Below are 15650 nucleotides of genomic sequence, written 5' to 3'. Positions count from 1 at the left end.
CTTACTTCTCCTCGGTGGAAGCGGTGGTACGGGCGTTGCTGAGGGCGGGTTCGTTGCCGCCCAGGAGCAGGTACAGGACGGCCATGCGGATGGAGACCCCGTTGGCGACCTGCTCGACGACGGTGCAGCGCTCGGAGTCGGCGACCTCCGCGGTGATCTCCATGCCGCGGACCATCGGGCCGGGGTGCATCACGATGGCGTGCTCGGGCATCCGCGCCATGCGGTCGCCGTCGAGGCCGTAGCGGCGGGAGTACTCGCGCTCGGTCGGGAAGAAGGCGGCGTTCATGCGCTCGCGCTGCACGCGCAGCATCATCACCGCGTCCGACTTGGGCAGGGTGATGTCGAGGTCGTAGGAGACCTCGCAGGGCCAGGTCTCGACACCGACCGGCACCAGGGTCGGCGGGGCGACCAGGGTGACCTCGGCGCCGAGGGTGTGCAGCAGGTCGACGTTGGAGCGGGCGACCCGGCTGTGCAGGACGTCTCCTACGACGGTGATGCGCTTGCCGGACAGGTCCTGGCCGATCCCGGCGTCCCGGCCGACGAGGCGGCGGCGCATCGTGAAGGCGTCCAGCAGGGCCTGGGTGGGGTGCTGGTGGGTGCCGTCGCCGGCGTTGACGACGGCCGCGTCGATCCAGCCCGAGTTGGCGAGGCGGTACGGGGCCCCGGAGGCGCCGTGCCGGATGACGACGGCGTCGACGCCCATGGCCTCCAGGGTCTGCGCGGTGTCCTTCAGGGACTCGCCCTTGGAGACGCTGGAGCCCTTGGCGGAGAAGTTGATGACGTCCGCGGAGAGGCGCTTCTCCGCGGCCTCGAAGGAGATCCGGGTGCGGGTGGAGTCCTCGAAGAAGAGGTTGACGATCGTGCGGCCGCGCAGGGTCGGCAGCTTCTTGATCGGCCGGTCGGCGACCCGTGCCATCTCCTCGGCGGTGTCAAGGATCAGGACGGCGTCGTCGCGGGTGAGGTCGGCGGCCGAGATGAGATGACGCTGCATCTGTCAGGCTCCGTAAGGCAGTTCACGTATACAGGGAGGTTCCGGACAGGCTGGGGCGCGCCGGGACCGGCGTACCCGATCGGCCTGCTACGGGGTCTGCTTGGCGCCGAGCAGCACGGTGTCGCGACCGTCCTCCTCGGCGAGCTGGACCTTGACCGTCTCCCGCAGCGACGTGGGGAGGTTCTTGCCGACGTAGTCGGCGCGGATGGGCAGTTCGCGGTGGCCGCGGTCGACGAGGACCGCGAGCTGCACCGCGCGCGGGCGCCCGATGTCGTTCAGGGCGTCGAGGGCGGCGCGGATGGTGCGGCCGGAGAAGAGCACGTCGTCGACGAGGACGACCAGCTTGCCGTCGATGCCGTCACCGGGGATCTCGGTGCGGGCCAGCGCACGCGGCGGGTGCATGCGCAGGTCGTCGCGGTACATGGTGATGTCGAGCGAGCCGACCGGGATCTTGCGGTCGGTGATCTGCTCCAGCTTGGCGGCGAGCCGCTGGGCGAGGAAGACGCCCCGGGTCGGAATGCCGAGGAGTACCACGTCGTCGGCGCCCTTGGCACGTTCGACGATCTCGTGGGCGATGCGGGTGAGCACCCGCGCGATGTCAGGGCCTTCGAGGACGGGCCTCGCGTCTGACGCTTGTGTGTCCTGCTGCTTGTCCATACGAAACGGACCTCCTTCTCCGCCTCACGGGACGGACCTTAAAGGACGTCGGAATTGCGCCATCCACGGTAGCAGGCCGGTGCGACACGCCTGATCACCCCCCTGCCCCACCACCGTCACCCCCTTGGCCCAACCGGTCATCGATACCACGGAAGAGTCGGTGTGGACCATTCGGCTTGACGCAGAAGAATCACGCTGCGTAACCTCACAGTGAGTTACCAGCCGCGCGGCCCAGCCGCGTCGACACAGTGCCGGGGAGCTATATGTCCAGCGAATACGCCAAACAGCTCGGGGCCAAGCTCCGGGCGATCCGCACCCAGCAGGGCCTTTCCCTCCACGGTGTCGAGGAGAAGTCCCAGGGACGCTGGAAGGCGGTCGTGGTTGGTTCGTACGAGCGCGGTGACCGTGCCGTGACCGTACAGCGCCTCGCCGAGTTGGCGGATTTCTACGGGGTCCCGGTACAGGAGCTGCTGCCGGGCACCACGCCGGGCGGCGCCGCCGAGCCCCCGCCGAAGCTGGTCCTGGACCTGGAGCGCCTTGCCCACGTCCCGGTCGAGAAGGCGGGCCCGCTGCAGCGCTACGCGGCCACGATCCAGTCCCAGCGCGGTGACTACAACGGCAAGGTCCTCTCCATCCGCCAGGACGACCTGCGCACACTCGCCGTCATCTACGACCAGTCGCCCTCGGTCCTGACCGAGCAGCTGATCAGCTGGGGCGTGCTGGACGCGGACGCGCGTCGCGCGGTCTCCCACGAGGAGAGCTGACCCCTCCGCGGGTTGAGCAGAAACGTGCCGCCGGGGTGGCCGGAACATGATGGTTCCGGCCACCTCGGCGGCGTTCTGCGGGCCTGCGGGACGCCCGGGACCCGGGAGGCGGGCCACAACGCCGGAGGGCCCGCAGACGTGATACTGCGGGCCCTCCGGCGTTTGTCGTACCGCTGACTGCTGGTATCGCCGACTGCCTCCGACCGCTGTCTATGCCTCTTCGCGGCGCAGCGACGGCTTGAGCTCCTTGAGGCGGCCGAGCAGGCCGTTGACGAACGAGGGGGACTCGTCCGTCGAGAACTCCTTCGCCAGCTGCACCATCTCGTCGAGGACGACGGCGTCGGGCGTCTCGTCGGCCCAGATCAGCTCGTAGGCGCCCAGGCGCAGGATGTTGCGGTCGACGACCGGCATCCGGTCGAGCGTCCAGCCGACCGAGTACTGCGCGATCAGCTCGTCGATGCGCTTCGCGTGCGACGCGTAGCCCTCGACCAGCTGCATCGTGTACTCGCTCACCGGGGGCTGCCGGGTGTCGGCCCGGGAGAGCCGGATCCAGTCCGCGAGGACCGTCAGGACGTCGGCGCCGCGCTGGTCGCCCTCGAAGAGGATCTGGAACGCGCGCTTGCGGGCCGTGTTGCGGGCAGCCACGGTTAGCTGTTCACCCGGCCGAGGTAGTCGCTCGTGCGGGTGTCGACCTTGATCTTCTCACCGGTCGTGATGAAGAGCGGGACCTGGATCTGGTGGCCCGTCTCCAGGGTGGCGGGCTTGGTGCCGCCGGTGGAGCGGTCGCCCTGGACGCCCGGCTCGGTCTCCTGGATGGTCAGCTCGACGGCGGCCGGCAGCTCGACGAAGAGCACCTCGCCCTCGTGCTGGGCGACGGTGGCCATGAAGCCCTCGATGAGGAAGTTGGCGGCGTCGCCGACGGCCTTGCGGTCGACCATCAGCTGGTCGTAGGTCTCCATGTCCATGAAGACGAAGTACTCGCCGTCCATGTACGAGAACTGCATGTCGCGCTTGTCGACAGTGGCCGTCTCGACCTTGACGCCGGCGTTGAAGGTCTTGTCGACGACCTTGCCGGAGAGCACGTTCTTGAGCTTGGTGCGCACGAAGGCGGGGCCCTTGCCGGGCTTGACGTGCTGGAACTCGACGACGGACCAGAGCTGGCCGCCTTCGAGCTTGAGCACCATGCCGTTCTTGAGGTCGTTCGTGGAAGCCACGGTTGCGGAATCTCCTGGACTGACGTACGACCCCGGGGCACGCCACTGCCTAGAGGGCGAGCAGCTCCTTGGTCGTGATGGTGAGTAGCTCGGGTCCGCCGTCCGCCTCGGGGCGTACGACGAGCGTGTCATCGATCCGGACACCGCCCCGGCCCGGGAGGTGGACCCCCGGTTCGACGGTGACCGGCACGCAAGCGTCCAGTTTACCCATGGCTGCGGGACCCAACTGCGGGTCCTCGTCGAATTCGAGCCCGACGCCGTGACCAGTCAGTTCGGGAAGGCCCTCCGCGTACCCCGCCGAGTCCAGCACCTGACGTGCCGCACGATCCACGTCACGGTAGGCGGCGCCGGGCGCGAGGGACTCCCGCCCGGCGCGCTGAGCGGCGAAGACCCGGTCGTACAGCTCGATCTGCCAGTCCGCGGGCGACGTACCGATGACGAAGGTACGGCCGATCTCGCAGCGGTAGCCGCGATAGGTCGCGCCCAGGCAGACGGAGAGGAAGTCGCCCTCCTCGACCCTGCGGTCGGTGGGGCGGTGGCCTCGGCGGCCCGAGTTCGGGCCCGTCGCGACGGAGGTGGGGAAGGCGGGCCCGTCGGCGCCGTGGTCGACGAGCCGGCGCTCCAGCTCCAACGCCAGGTGCCGTTCGGTACGCCCGACCAGGATGGACTCCAGCAGCTCCCCGAGGGCCTGGTCGGCGATCTCGGCGCCGATGCGCAGGCAGGAGATCTCCTCCTCGTCCTTCACCACCCTCAGCTGCTCGACCGCGCCGCCCAGGTCACCGAGGCGCAGGCCGGGCACGACGGAGCGGATGGCGCGGTGCCGGGCCACCGTGAGGTGGTGCTCCTCCAGGGCCAGGGAGTCGGCGCCCTGGGCCATCAGGAGGCCGGCCGCCGCGACGGCCGGGTCGCCTCCGGCTCGGGGCAGGCTGTGCACTCGTAGCGCCTCGTCGAGGCGCCCTTCGGCGGGCCACTCGTTCGGCGGGCCCGCGCTCACCAGCAGATCCTCGCGCTTTCCCAGCAGCAGGACGGCACCGGGCGGGGCGATGCCCGCCAGGTACCGCACGTTGGCGGGACGGGAGACGAGCGCTGCCGCGCTGCCGCCCGCGTTGCAGCGCTCCCGTAGCCGCGTGCGGCGGGCCGCGTACACCTCTGACATGAGCCGAGCGTATGAGCTCCGCGGGGTTGGCGCCGGTTGGGGAGGCCGAGTGGGGCAACGGTTGAGTGCCGGGTGCGGGCCGGTGGGGGCTTTCGCGCAGTTCCCCGCGCCCCTGAGGCATGGACACTCCTCGGTGCTTACCAGTTCGGGGGGCTTGCGATGGACCTCGTCAGGACCTCGTTCAGGAGGTGGGCCGTCTGTGGGACGTCGAGCTGGGAGTTGTCGATGATGGGGAGGCCGGAGCCGTACCAGCCGGCCATGCGGCCGTGGATGCGGGCGACCTCCTCGTCGGTGAGGCGGCGGTTGCCGGAGCGTTCGGCGTTGCGCTCCAGGACTATTTCGAGGCCGGGGAGGAGCACGACGGGGAGGAGGCCGGGGCCGACGTGGCGCTTCCAGCCGCCGAGGCCGACCACGGGGCGGTCGGGGAAGACGGCGTCGTCGAGGATGCAGGAGATGCCGTTGGCGAGGAAGTTGCGGGCGGCGAAACCACAGGTGCGGCGGGCGAGGCGGTACTGCGCCTCGGAGTGGTCGTTCCAGCCGGACTGGGGGTCGGCGAAGCCGGAGCGGACCCATTCGCGGACGTCGTCGAGGCTGATGTGCGCGGTGGGGACGCGTCGATGCTCGGCCCAGTACTTGGCGACGCTCGTCTTGCCGGCGCCCGCGGGGCCGATCAACAGGACGGCCAGGGTGGTGGTCGTCGGGTCGGGCGCGGCCGGGGTGGGGGGTGCGCTGGGCGCTGTCACCGGGCCGCCCGGCGGGAGCGGGAGGTGGCCGGTGGTGTCGGGGGCCGGGGTGTGCGGTGCCGGCGGCACCGGTGGGACCGGCGGGGTGCGGTGCGCTCCGGTGAAGCCCGGGGGCGGCGGGGGCACGGGGGCGGACCCCTGGTGTGGGCCCGGGTGGTGCGGACCCGGGTGGTGTGCGGCCGGTGACCAACCGGCGGCCGGACCGTGCCCCGGCTGAGGGGGCTGCGGCAGCGGAGACCCCACTGCGTGCTGCATCCGGTGCCACTCCGTCTCGTACAGGCAATTGGCGCTGGCAGCGGGGGTGTACCCGCTTTCCCCCACAGCCTAAAGGGCGTGGTGGGAGCCTCGTCCGAACGGTACCGCCCCCGGCTGCCGTTTTGGGAACGACCGGGGGCGGCACCAAGTGCCCGGGGCGGAAACCGAATTCGGGCGGAAGCTCGCGCGGGGGGACTTACTGACCGACTTCGCCGTAGGCGGCGAGCAGGATCGCCGGGTCGGGGCCCTCCAGGACGGTCGGCTTGGCGAGGCCGTCGAGGACGATGAAGCGGAGCAGGTCACCGCGGGACTTCTTGTCGACCTTCATGGTCTCCAGGAGCTTGGGCCACTGGTCGTAGCGGTAGTGCAGGGGCAGGCCCACCGACTCCAGGACCGTGCGGTGACGGTCGGCCGTGGCGTCGTCCAACCGGCCCGCCAGGCGGCCGAGTTCGGCGGCGAAGTGCATGCCGACCGAGACCGCCGCGCCGTGCCGCCACTTGTAGCGCTCGTTCTTCTCGATGGCGTGCGCGAGGGTGTGGCCGTAGTTGAGGATCTCCCGCAGGCCCGACTCCTTCAGGTCGGAGGAGACGACGTCCGCCTTGACCTTGATGGAGCGTTCGATGAGTTCGGCGGTGTGCGGGCCGGCGGGGGTACGGGCGGCCTCGGGGTCGGACTCGATGAGGTCGAGGATCACCGGGTCGGCGATGAAGCCGGCCTTGATGATCTCCGCCAGTCCGGACACGTAGTCGTTGACCGGCAACGAGTCCAGCGCGGCCAGGTCGCACAGCACGCCGGCGGGCGGGTGGAAGGCGCCCACCAGGTTCTTGCCCTCGGCGGTGTTGATGCCGGTCTTGCCGCCGACGGCCGCGTCGACCATGGCCAGCACGGTGGTGGGGACGGCGATCCAGCGCACACCGCGCAGCCAGGTCGCGGCGACGAAGCCGGCGAGGTCGGTGGTCGCGCCGCCGCCGACGCCCACGACGACGTCGGTGCGCGTGAAGCCGGACTGGCCGAGTGCCTTCCAGCAGTAGGCGGCGACCTCGGCGGTCTTGGCCTCCTCCGCGTTCGGCACCTGGATGGCGACGGCCTCGTAACCCTGCTCGACCAGGTCGGCGCGGAGCGCGTCACCGGTCTCGGCGAGCGCCTCGGGGTGGATGACGGCGACCCGCTTGACCCTGTCGCCGATCAATGCGCCGAGTTCACCGAGCAGTTGACGGCCGATCAGGACCTCGTAGGGCTCGGAGCCCGCGCTTCCGCCGACCCTGATCCTCGTCACCTGCTGAGCCATAACGTCCTCCGGCCGGGGGTCCGGGGGTTGACCCCCGGGCGATACGGTCTTCAACTCCAGTGCGTCCAGGGCGGCTTGGGTGACCTCTTCGGGCGTACGGCCGTCCGTCGGTACGACGGCCGTGGCGACCTCCTCGTAGAGGTGGCGCCGTGCCTCCATCAGCTCGCGCCACTGCTTGCGCGGGTTGACGGCGAGCAGCGGCCGGGCCGCGTTGAGGCCGGTGCGCTTGACCGCCTCCTCGACGTCCATCGAGAGGTAGACGACGCGTCGGCCGGAGAGCAGCTCCCGGGTGTCGGCGTCCAGGATGGCGCCGCCGCCGAGGGCGAGGACGCCGTCGTGCCCGGCGAGGGCCTGCCGTACGGCCTCCTTCTCCAGCGCGCGGAAGGCGGGCTCGCCCTCCTCGACGAAGATGTCGGCGATGGGCCGGCCCTGCGCCGCGACGATGTCGGCGTCGGTGTCCCGGTAGCCGACACCGAGCCGCGCCGCCAGCAGCTCGCCCACGGTGGACTTGCCGACCCCCATGGGGCCGACCAGCACGACCAGCGGAGCGCTCATCGGACGGTGAGGTTGTCGAGGTAGGACCGCACGTTGCGGCGGGTCTCGGTGACGCTGTCACCGCCGAACTTCTCCGCGACCGCGTCGGCGAGGACGAGGGCGACCATGGCCTCGGCTACGATCCCGGCCGCGGGCACGGCACAGACGTCGGAGCGCTGGTGGTGGGCCTGCGCGGGCTCGCCGGTGGCCACGTCCACCGTCTGCAGGGCGCGGGGCACGGTGGCGATCGGCTTCATCGCGGCCCGTACGCGCAGCAGCTCACCGGTGGTGAGTCCGCCCTCGGTGCCGCCGGAGCGGCCGGTCGCCCGCTTGATGCCCTCGGGCGTGCTGAGGATCTCGTCGTGGGCCTTCGAGCCGGGCACCCGCGCCAGGTCGAAGCCGTCGCCGAGCTCGACACCCTTGATCGCCTGGATGCCCATGAGGGCTGCGGCCAGCCGGGCGTCCAGCTTCCGGTCCCAGTGCACGTGCGAGCCGAGACCCACCGGCACGCCGTAGGCCAGCACCTCGACCACACCGCCGAGGGTGTCGCCGTCCTTGTGGGCCTGGTCGATCTCCGCGACCATCGCCTTCGACGCGTCGGCGTCCAGGCAGCGCACCGGGTCGGCGTCGAGCTTCTCGACGTCGGCGGGGGTCGGGTAGACGCCGTACGGGGCCTTCGCGGCGGCCAGTTCGACGACGTGCGAGACGATCTCGATGCCGGCCGTCTCCTTGAGGTACGAGCGGGCCACCGCGCCGAGCGCCACGCGGGCCGCGGTCTCCCGGGCCGAGGCGCGCTCGAGGATCGGCCTGGCCTCGTCGAAGCCGTACTTCTGCATGCCGGCGAGGTCGGCGTGGCCGGGCCGGGGCCGGGTCAGCGGCGCGTTGCGGGCGAGGCCCGCGAGCACGTCGGGGTCGATGGGGTCGGCCGCCATGACCTGCTCCCACTTGGGCCACTCGGTGTTGCCGACCATGACCGCGACCGGCGAGCCCAGGGTGAGGCCGTGCCGCACCCCGCCGAGGAAGGTGACCTCGTCCTGTTCGAACTTCATCCGGGCACCGCGACCGTAGCCGAGCCGCCGCCGTGCCAGATGGTCGGCGACCATCTCCGTGGTGATCGGCACGCCGGCGGGAAGCCCCTCCAACGTCGCCACGAGTGCGGGACCGTGGGACTCCCCCGCGGTCAGCCAGCGCAACCTGCTCAACGGTGCTCCTCAGTATTCGCGCCCTGCTGCTGCCCTGCGTACGCGTGTCCTCGCGTACGGCGACGGCGCGACCGGGTGCGCGACCCTGGCCCGCCACCTCCGATCCTCCCACGTCCGCCCCGCGGACCCGGCCGCCGGTCCACACAGCGGACGCGACGGGCCGGCTACGGGACGGTCGGGGAGATCAGGCCGAACCGTCCCGCTGCGGCTGCTGCTGCGGCGCGTACGCGCCGAGGAAGTCGGCACCGCTCGGCTGCCGCGGCTGCTGTGCCTGCTGGGGCGCGTACGCGCCCAGGTAGTCCGCGCCCCGCCCCTGTCCGTGCTGGGCCGCCATCTGGACCGGCGCACCGGCGCTCGCCCCGCGCCGACCTGCGATCCAGCGCTTCAGCTTGAGGCCCCACGAGAACAGAACAGCCGCGACGATCAGGCAGAGCACAGGTACCTGCACCCAGTCCGGCATGAATTTCAGGACGATCTCGAAGATCTCGCTCTTTCCGGACGCGAGTGGCACGTCTGCGGACATGAGTGGATACCCCCCTGGTACTGATCCTGGTCTTGCTCCGCCCCCCGGCGGATCCCAGCGGATCCTATCGGGCGTCGAGCGCGTGTTCGCCCGCTTTTCGCATGGCGTCCACGGGAGCCGGGCTGCGGCCGGTCATCTGCTCGACCTGGAGCACCGCCTGGTGCACCAGCAGGTCGAGTCCGCTCACGACGGCCCCGCCGTACATGGACCAGCGGGCCGCGAGGGCGGTCGGCCAGGGGTCGTAGAGCACGTCGAAGAGGGTGGCGGGCCGCTCGGGTACGGCGGAGGCCAGGGCGTCCGTCGTACCGGCCGGGGTGGTCGCGACGACCAGCGGGGCACGCAGCGCCTGGTCGGCGTCCGACCAGTCCGCCGTACGGACCTCCACGTCGAGCCGCTCGCCCCACTGCCGCATCTCGGCGGCGCGGGCCTCGCTGCGGACGTAGGCGACGACCTCGCCGGTGCAGACCCGGGACAGCGCGGCCAGCGCGGAGGACGCGGTGGCGCCGGCGCCGAGGATGGCCGCCGAGTCGACCTGTTCGATGCCACGCTCGCGCAGCGCGGCCACCATACCGGGGATGTCGGTGTTGTCCCCGACGCGGCGGCCGTCCTCGGTGAAGACGACCGTATTGACCGCCTCGACAGAGGCCGCCGTCTCACTGATCTCGTCCAGCAGCGGGATTACGGCCCGCTTCAGCGGCATGGTCAGTGACAGCCCCGCCCACTCCTCGTCCAGCCCTCCAAAGAACCCAGGCAGGGCCGCCTCGTCGACCTCGAACCGGTCGTACGACCAGTCCGCCAGCCCAAGTTCCCGGTACGCGGCGCGATGCAGCACCGGCGAGAGGGAGTGGGCGATGGGGCTGCCGAGCACGGCGGCCCGGCGCCGCCGCGCGTGGTCCGTGTGCACTGTGTCGCTCATCGGTTCTCACTCAGTTCGCGGACGCTTCGTTGAACTTGTCCCTGAGGCGCTTGAATTCCGCGTACGTCTTGGCGAACTCGGTCTTGTTCACGCCGTCGGTCGCCACGAAGTAGATCCAGCCGTCGTTCGTCGGATTCAAGGTCGCCTTCAGCGCTTCGTCGCCAGGATTGCCGATGGGACCGGGCGGAAGGCCCTTCTGGGTATAGGTGTTGTACGGGTCCTGATTGCTGTTGATCTCGGACTCGCCGATATTAATCTTGCTCTCGTTCTTCAGGTAATTGAAGGTCGAGTCGAACTGAAGCTTCTGGTTGGTCTCGGTGTTCGTGGGTTTGAGGCGGTTGTAGACCACCTCCGCCATCTTGCGGAAGTCCTCGTGCGTCTTGCCCTCGGCCTGGACGAGGCTGGCGACCGTGATGACCTGCAGCGGGCTCTCCAGCTTGAACTTCTGGGCCTCCGCCTTCAGGTCGTACTTGCCGTACGCCTCGTTGGCCCGGCTCACCATCTCCTTCAGGACCGTCTCGGGCTTCATGCCCTTGGCGGCGCCGTAGGTGCCCGGATAGAGGAAGCCCTCCAGCGGATCCTTTATGTCCTTGTTGTCGTTCGCCCAACTGGGCAGCCCGAGGCTCTTGTACTCCTTCTCGGCTGCCTTCCTGGTGGTGCCGGAGGCGAGATCGAGCTTCTCGTCGATCCTCTTGTACACCTGCACGTTGCGCTGCCCCGGAGTGACCATCACATTGGCCTGGCTCTTCGGGTCGAGCATCATTTCCAGGGCGCTGGCGGCCGACATCTCCTTTTTCAGTATGTAGGCGCCGGCCTGGATCGAATTGCCCTTGGGGTTGTTCGCCTGCGCCGAGACAAAGGCGTCCACGCTCTTGACGACGCCGGCGGCCTTCAGCTTCTGGCCGATGGTGTATCCGCCCGCGCCCTTCGGGATCTCGACGCTCACCGTCTGGCCGGTGCCGCTGCCCGCGTAGTCGGGTGCCGGGGCGAAACGATTTTTGTAGAACTGGTAACCGAAGTATCCGGCACCGGCGACACCGCCGCCGAGGACGAGCACGACCACCAGGCAGGCGACCCCGTTGCGGCCCTTCTTGCCCTTGCCCTTGCCACCCTTGGCGCCTTTGTCGCCGCGGCCGCGCCGGTCGCCGCGTCCTCGGCGGTCCCCCGGCTCCTCGTCCTCGTCGTCCTCGCCGCCGCCCGCGAAGAAGGCGTGCTCGCCCTGGTCGGGTCCCGGGTCCCAGTCGGTCTCGGGCTCCGGTTCGGCTCCGCGGCGGCCGGGCGGCTCCGGTGGCGGATACGCGTCCTGCGTGCCGTAGAAGTCGGGCTGCTCGGCGCCGTGGCCGACCGGCTGCTGCCCGTAGGGGTCCGCCGGGTCGGCGGGGTACGGGACGTGCGGCTGCCCGCCGGTGTCGTTGTTCCAGCCGCCCTGGTCGTACGGCTGCTGCCCCTGCGCCTGCGCCGCGTACTGCTGCGGGTCGTAGTGCTGCTGGTCGTAGTGCTGCTGGTGCTGCTGCGGGTCGTACTGGTGCTGCTGCGCCTGGCCGTAGGCGGCCTGCTGGCCGTCGCCCCAGTCGCCGTATCCCGGCTGCTGCGGCTGCTGCGGATAGTGGTGCTGCTGCTGGCCGCCGTAGGCAGACTGCTGACCCACGTGGGCCTGCTGCCCTTCCCATCCGCCGTCCCCGTACAACGGGTCCTCCGGATGCCACGGTTCGGAGCCTGGGCCCCGGCCATACTCAGTCATCGATCCCCTAGAGCCGCGAGGCGGCGGTCGCTCGGTATACACGCCCCGGCTCCCGTCCCGCCTCTCTCTGTGCGGTGGCTGTTCGAACACCACCGCATCGCGCGGAACGTTACCGTATCGCGATCAGATGACCACTTCGACGCCCTCGCCGGGTGCTTTACCTGACACCCGTTCGGATTCGAGCGCCTGCTGAAGGATGATCACAGCGGCTGCCTGGTCGATGACCGAGCGGCCCTTCTTCGTCTTCACCCCTGAGGCGCGCAGTCCCTGACTGGCCGTCACGGTCGTCATCCGCTCGTCGACGAGGCGGACCGCGACCGGCGCGATGCCCTTCGCCAGCTCCTGCGCGAAGCCGCGAACCTTTACCGCGGCCGGGCCCTCGCCCCCCTTGAGGGAGCGAGGGAGACCGACGACGACCTCGATCGGCTCGTACTCCTCGACCAGCTGCTTCAGCCTTCGGTGAGCTGCCGGGAGGTCCCTGCCGGGGACCGTCTCGACCGGGGTCGCGAGGATCCCGTCGGGGTCGCAGGAAGCGACCCCGATGCGGGCGTCCCCGACGTCGATCGCGAGGCGACGGCCCCTCCTCATCGACTGGCTCACTTGGCCGTTTCCGCCACGAGCCGCTCGACGGCGTCGACGGCCTCGCCGACGGCGGCCGGGTTCTGGCCACCGCCCTGGGCGACGTCCGGCTTGCCGCCACCGCCGCCGCCAAGGGTCTTGGCGGCCGTGCGCACCAGGTCACCGGCCTTCAGACCGCGCTCACGGGCGGCCTCGTTGGTGGCGATGACCGTCAGCGGCTTGCCGTTGTTGACCGTGAACAGGGCCACCACGGCGGCCCGTCCGCCCTGGATACGGCCGCGCACGTCGAGGACCAGCTTGCGCAGGTCGTCCGGCGTGGTGCCGTCCGGGACCTGCCCGGTGACGAGGGCGACCCCGCGGACGTCCTTGGCGGACTCCACCAGACCGGCGGCGGCCTGGAGCACCTTCTCGGCGCGGAACTTCTCGATCTCCTTCTCGGCGTCCTTCAGCTTGCCGAGCATGGCGGAGACCTTCTCCGGGAGCTCCTCCGGGCGGCCCTTGATCAGCTCCTGGAGCTGGGCGACGACCGTGTGCTCACGGGCGAGGAAGTTGTAGGCGTCGACACCGACCAGGGCCTCGATACGGCGGACACCGGAGCCGATGGAGGACTCGCCGAGCAGCTTCACCAGGCCCAGCTGGGCGGTGTTGTGCACGTGCGTGCCGCCGCACAGCTCCTTGGAGAAGTCGCCGATGGTGACCACGCGGACGCGCTCGCCGTACTTCTCGCCGAACTCGGCGATGGCGCCCTGCTTCTTGGCCTCGTCGATGCCCATGACGTCGGCGCGGACGTCGAGGTCACGGGCGAGCACCTCGTTGATCTTCTGCTCGACGTCGGTCATCACGGCCGTCGGAACGGCGGAAGGGGAGCCGAAGTCGAAGCGGAAACGGCCGGGCTGGTTCTCGGAACCGGCCTGGGCGGCCGTCGGGCCGAGGGCGTCACGCAGGGCCTGGTGGGTGAGGTGGGTGGCCGAGTGGGCGCGGGCGATGGCCGTGCGGCGACGGGAGTCGATCGAGGCGTGGGCCGTGGCGCCGACCGTCACCTCTCCCACCTGGACGACGCCCTTGTGGACGTACACCCCCGGGACCGGCTTCTGGCAGTCGCGGATCTCGATGACGGCACCGGTGTCGACCTTGATGCGTCCGGTGTCGCCGATCTGGCCGCCGCCCTCGGCGTAGAACGGGGTGCGGTCCAGGACGATCTCGACCTCGTCGCCCTCGGTGGCGGCCGGGGAGGAGACGCCGTCGACGAGGATGCCGACGATCGTGGACTCGCCCTCGGTGTCCGAGTAGCCGATGAACTCGGTCTCGCCGGCCTTGTCGGCGATCTCGCGGTAGGCGCCGGCGCCGGCGTGGCCGGTCTTCTTGGACTGGGCGTCGGCCTTGGCGCGTTCCCGCTGCTCCTTCATCAGGCGGCGGAAGCCGTCCTCGTCCACGGAGAGGCCCTGTTCGGCGGCCATCTCGAGGGTGAGGTCGATCGGGAAGCCCCAGGTGTCGTGGAGCAGGAACGCCTTGTCGCCGGCCAGGACCGTGCCACCGGCCTGCTTGGTGTCGGTGACGGCGATGTCGAGGATGTTGGTGCCGGCCTTCAGCGTCTTGAGGAAGGCGTTCTCCTCGGCGACGGCGACCTTCTCGATGCGCTCGCGGTCGGTGATGAGCTCGGGGTACTGCTGGCCCATCATCGCGATGACGGTGTCGATGAGGTCCTTGACGACCGGGCCGGTGGCGCCGAGCAGACGCATGTTGCGGATGGCGCGGCGCATGATGCGGCGCAGGACGTAGCCGCGGCCCTCGTTGCCGGGGGTGACGCCGTCGCCGATGAGCATGACGGACGTACGCATGTGGTCGGTGACCACGCGCAGGGAGACGTCCGATTCGTGGGCGTCGCCGTAGGCCACGCCGGTCAGTTCGGTGGCCTTCTTGATGACGGCCATGGAGGTGTCGATCTCGTACATGTTCTGCACGCCCTGCAGAATCATGGCGAGTCGCTCGAAGCCGAGGCCCGTGTCGATGTTCTTGCTCGGCAGCTCGCCGAGGATCTCGAAGTCGTCCTTGCCGATGCCCTCGCCGCGCTCGTACTGCATGAAGACGAGGTTCCAGATCTCCACGTACCGCTCGTCGTTGACGGCGGGGCCGCCCTCGACACCGAACTCGGGGCCTCGGTCGTAGTTGATCTCGGAGCAGGGGCCGCAGGGGCCGGGGACGCCCATGGACCAGTAGTTGTCCTTCATGCCGAGGCGCTGGATACGCTCCTTCGGCACCCCGACGACCTCGTGCCAGATGCGCTCGGCCTCGTCGTCGTCCTTGTAGACGGTGATCCAGAGCTTCTCCGGCTCCAGGCCGTAACCACCCTTGTCCTGGGGGCTGGTGAGCAGCTCCCAGGCGTACTTGATGGCGCCTTCCTTGAAGTAGTCGCCGAAGGAGAAGTTGCCGCACATCTGGAAGAACGTGCCGTGGCGGGTGGTCTTGCCGACCTCTTCGATGTCGGGCGTGCGCACGCACTTCTGCACGCTGGTGGCGCGCTGGAAGGGCGGCTTGACCTCACCCAGGAAGTAGGGCTTGAAGGGCACCATGCCGGCCGGGACGAGGAGCAGAGTCGGGTCGTCCGCGATGAGCGACGCCGAAGGGACGACGGTGTGCCCGCGCTCCTCGAAGAAGCTCAGCCAGCGGCGGCGGATCTCAGCCGACTCCATCAGTGGTCCTCATTCCGGTTGTACGAGTACGTCGAGTTGCCGAGGTACGTCGTGTTGTCGGTGTGTTTCCCGTCGGTGTACTTCGGGGTGTACTTCGGGTCGTTGCGGTTCTCGATGGCGGCGAACCGCCGGGGCGCGGGGAGTTCGGGATCGGAGTTGATCCCGAGGGCGTCGCCCAGCTCGGCCTCCCGCTGGGCCATGTTGTCGCGGACGTCGAGTGCGAAGCCCACCGCACGGTCCTTGAGCCGGTGACCCGTCTCGAGCGCCTTGTTCGCCGCGCTCGCGGCAAGACTCTCGGGGGTCAGCTGCCTCAGCTTGCGGTTGACCTTGGTGGTGGCCCACACACCGGCGGCGACGCCCGTGGTGAACCAGAACGTACGGCGGAACATCGGTTCGC

The 15650-nt window shown here is 70.1% G+C and carries 15 protein-coding genes; 1 reads left to right on the top strand and 14 read right to left on the bottom strand.

Annotated elements, in window-relative coordinates:
- Position 1: 1 nt before the first annotated feature.
- Complete coding sequence (locus tag ACGFNV_RS26715; protein WP_393625512.1) at positions 2 to 991, bottom strand: aspartate carbamoyltransferase catalytic subunit; 990 nt, start codon at positions 989 to 991, stop codon at positions 2 to 4.
- Positions 992 to 1078: 87 nt separating this feature from the next.
- Entirely contained in the window at positions 1079 to 1648 is a 570-nt protein-coding gene (gene pyrR / locus ACGFNV_RS26710; RefSeq protein WP_393625511.1) for a bifunctional pyr operon transcriptional regulator/uracil phosphoribosyltransferase PyrR, read from the bottom strand.
- A 263-nt stretch (positions 1649 to 1911) separates the two neighbouring features.
- Between pyrR and bldD the strand changes: the two genes are divergently transcribed.
- On the top strand, positions 1912 to 2412 hold the full coding sequence (gene bldD / locus ACGFNV_RS26705) for a transcriptional regulator BldD (protein WP_009313753.1): 501 nt from the start codon (positions 1912 to 1914) through the stop codon (positions 2410 to 2412).
- Between the two features lie 210 nt (positions 2413 to 2622).
- Here the strand turns inward: bldD and nusB are convergent, their stop codons facing one another.
- The 12 genes from nusB to ACGFNV_RS26645 all read right to left on the bottom strand — a co-directional run bounded on the left by nusB (position 2623) and on the right by ACGFNV_RS26645 (position 15642).
- Positions 2623 to 3057 carry a transcription antitermination factor NusB gene (nusB, locus tag ACGFNV_RS26700; RefSeq protein ID WP_393625510.1) on the bottom strand — a complete coding sequence of 145 codons (435 nt, stop codon included), beginning with the start codon at positions 3055 to 3057 and terminating at the stop codon, positions 2623 to 2625.
- A gap of 2 nt (positions 3058 to 3059) precedes the next feature.
- Positions 3060 to 3626 carry an elongation factor P gene (efp, locus tag ACGFNV_RS26695; RefSeq protein WP_133929511.1) on the bottom strand — a complete coding sequence of 189 codons (567 nt, stop codon included), beginning with the start codon at positions 3624 to 3626 and terminating at the stop codon, positions 3060 to 3062.
- Between the two features lie 49 nt (positions 3627 to 3675).
- Positions 3676 to 4782, bottom strand: coding sequence for an aminopeptidase P family protein (locus ACGFNV_RS26690; protein ID WP_393625509.1), 1107 nt, complete (start codon positions 4780 to 4782; stop codon positions 3676 to 3678).
- A 137-nt stretch (positions 4783 to 4919) separates the two neighbouring features.
- A complete protein-coding gene (locus ACGFNV_RS26685) occupies positions 4920 to 5780 on the bottom strand; it encodes a Pro-rich N-terminal domain-containing protein (RefSeq protein ID WP_393625508.1) in 861 nt (286 codons plus the stop codon).
- 196 nt (positions 5781 to 5976) lie between these two features.
- Entirely contained in the window at positions 5977 to 7623 is a 1647-nt protein-coding gene (gene aroB / locus ACGFNV_RS26680; RefSeq protein ID WP_393625507.1) for a 3-dehydroquinate synthase, read from the bottom strand.
- Positions 7620 to 8804: a chorismate synthase gene (aroC, locus tag ACGFNV_RS26675; RefSeq protein WP_393625506.1), complete on the bottom strand. Its 1185-nt coding sequence runs from the start codon at positions 8802 to 8804 to the stop codon at positions 7620 to 7622. Before aroC ends, aroB begins: the two co-directional genes overlap by 4 nt.
- 184 nt (positions 8805 to 8988) lie before the next feature.
- The gene (locus ACGFNV_RS26670) at positions 8989 to 9327 is read right to left on the bottom strand and encodes a hypothetical protein (protein WP_393625505.1); all 339 of its coding nucleotides are present in this window, start codon (positions 9325 to 9327) and stop codon (positions 8989 to 8991) included.
- 64 nt (positions 9328 to 9391) lie between these two features.
- A complete protein-coding gene (locus ACGFNV_RS26665; protein ID WP_393625504.1) occupies positions 9392 to 10243 on the bottom strand; it encodes a shikimate dehydrogenase in 852 nt (283 codons plus the stop codon).
- Between the two features lie 10 nt (positions 10244 to 10253).
- A complete protein-coding gene (gene mltG, locus ACGFNV_RS26660) occupies positions 10254 to 11984 on the bottom strand; it encodes an endolytic transglycosylase MltG (protein WP_393625503.1) in 1731 nt (576 codons plus the stop codon).
- A 123-nt stretch (positions 11985 to 12107) separates the two neighbouring features.
- Entirely contained in the window at positions 12108 to 12572 is a 465-nt protein-coding gene (ruvX, locus tag ACGFNV_RS26655) for a Holliday junction resolvase RuvX (protein WP_393625502.1), read from the bottom strand.
- An 8-nt stretch (positions 12573 to 12580) separates the two neighbouring features.
- Entirely contained in the window at positions 12581 to 15253 is a 2673-nt protein-coding gene (gene alaS / locus ACGFNV_RS26650; RefSeq protein ID WP_393625501.1) for an alanine--tRNA ligase, read from the bottom strand.
- Positions 15253 to 15642: a hypothetical protein gene (locus ACGFNV_RS26645; RefSeq protein WP_393625500.1), complete on the bottom strand. Its 390-nt coding sequence runs from the start codon at positions 15640 to 15642 to the stop codon at positions 15253 to 15255. Before ACGFNV_RS26645 ends, alaS begins: the two co-directional genes overlap by 1 nt.
- Between the last annotated feature and the right edge of the window lie 8 nt (positions 15643 to 15650).

This window comes from Streptomyces sp. NPDC048751 (assembly GCF_043198595.1).
Lineage (GTDB): Bacteria > Actinomycetota > Actinomycetes > Streptomycetales > Streptomycetaceae > Streptomyces.
Note: the sequence above shows the minus strand (reverse complement) of the source record. Positions and strands in the feature narration are given on the sequence as shown.

Coding starts and splice junctions, on each gene's coding strand:
- ACGFNV_RS26690 (WP_393625509.1), bottom strand. CDS start 4,782: ATGTCAGAGGTGTACGCGGCCCGCCGCACGCGGCTACGGGAGCGCTGC.
- bldD (WP_009313753.1), top strand. CDS start 1,912: ATGTCCAGCGAATACGCCAAACAGCTCGGGGCCAAGCTCCGGGCGATC.
- alaS (WP_393625501.1), bottom strand. CDS start 15,253: ATGGAGTCGGCTGAGATCCGCCGCCGCTGGCTGAGCTTCTTCGAGGAG.
- aroB (WP_393625507.1), bottom strand. CDS start 7,623: ATGAGCGCTCCGCTGGTCGTGCTGGTCGGCCCCATGGGGGTCGGCAAG.
- ACGFNV_RS26670 (WP_393625505.1), bottom strand. CDS start 9,327: ATGTCCGCAGACGTGCCACTCGCGTCCGGAAAGAGCGAGATCTTCGAG.
- mltG (WP_393625503.1), bottom strand. CDS start 11,984: ATGACTGAGTATGGCCGGGGCCCAGGCTCCGAACCGTGGCATCCGGAG.
- ACGFNV_RS26645 (WP_393625500.1), bottom strand. CDS start 15,642: ATGTTCCGCCGTACGTTCTGGTTCACCACGGGCGTCGCCGCCGGTGTG.
- ACGFNV_RS26665 (WP_393625504.1), bottom strand. CDS start 10,243: ATGAGCGACACAGTGCACACGGACCACGCGCGGCGGCGCCGGGCCGCC.
- pyrR (WP_393625511.1), bottom strand. CDS start 1,648: ATGGACAAGCAGCAGGACACACAAGCGTCAGACGCGAGGCCCGTCCTC.
- ruvX (WP_393625502.1), bottom strand. CDS start 12,572: ATGAGGAGGGGCCGTCGCCTCGCGATCGACGTCGGGGACGCCCGCATC.
- ACGFNV_RS26715 (WP_393625512.1), bottom strand. CDS start 991: ATGCAGCGTCATCTCATCTCGGCCGCCGACCTCACCCGCGACGACGCC.
- ACGFNV_RS26685 (WP_393625508.1), bottom strand. CDS start 5,780: ATGCAGCACGCAGTGGGGTCTCCGCTGCCGCAGCCCCCTCAGCCGGGG.